We start from the raw sequence: 957 nt of genomic DNA on the forward strand, positions 1-957 counted from the left end.
CAGACAGGATATCACGTGTCCCGCCCTACTCGATTTCACTGATGATGAGATGTCGACTACGGGGCTATCACCCTGTATCGCGGCACTTTCCAGAGCCTTCGTCTGTCTCATTAAAAGCTTAAGGGCTAATCCAATTTCGCTCGCCGCTACTTTCGGAATCTCGGTTGATTTCTCTTCCTCGGGGTACTTAGATGTTTCAGTTCCCCCGGTTCGCCTCGCTGAGCTATGTATTCACTCAGCGATACCTACTTATGCAGGTGGGTTTCCCCATTCAGGAATCTCAGACTCACAGGTTATTACTACCTAATCTGAGCTTATCGCAAGTTATTACGCCTTTCATCGCCTCTGACTGCCAAGGCATCCACCGTGTACGCTTAGTCACTTAACCATACAACCCCAAAGGGTCTTTGTTACGTAACCAAAGTTGTCTGCATTTTTATACATGTGCAGACTCGATTTTGCCGGACTCAAATATGAATCACTTTCGTGATCCCCAAGAACACTTGAATGTGTGTTGGTACCTAATCAAAAGATTAGGATTTGAGAACTTTTAAATGAATAACATTAATCAAATGTTATTCGTCAGCTTTCCAAATTGTTAAAGAGCAATGCAAACTTAATGCATTTTCTAAAGAATCTCAGCGTCAGAAATTCCAACCACGTACGTTTTAATGAAGTGGTTTGGAAATATTTAATCCAAAATTACTTAGAGAATGGTGGGCGATACCGGGCTCGAACCAGTGACCCCCTCCTTGTAAGGGAGGTGCTCTCCCAACTGAGCTAATCGCCCACATAAGTTTTTTTTACATTTCCCGTGGAAGGAAATGGTGGGTCGTGCAGGATTCGAACCTGCGACCAATTGATTAAAAGTCAACTGCTCTACCAACTGAGCTAACGACCCAATGGTATCCCGTAGGGGAGTCGAACCCCTGTTACCGCCGTGAAAGGGCGGTGTCC

The 957-nt window shown here is 45.0% G+C and carries 2 tRNA genes and 1 rRNA gene; all 3 read right to left on the bottom strand.

Annotation, left to right across the window (positions count from 1 at the left end):
* Positions 1 to 388: ribosomal RNA gene (locus ACJB0T_RS21905) — 23S ribosomal RNA — on the bottom strand; the annotation flags it as partial.
* A 326-nt stretch (positions 389 to 714) separates the two neighbouring features.
* Positions 715 to 790: transfer RNA gene (locus ACJB0T_RS21910), tRNA-Val, on the bottom strand.
* Positions 791 to 825: 35 nt separating this feature from the next.
* Positions 826 to 901, bottom strand: a tRNA-Lys gene (locus ACJB0T_RS21915).
* Between the last annotated feature and the right edge of the window lie 56 nt (positions 902 to 957).

Source organism: Vibrio sp. CB1-5, assembly GCF_059412285.1.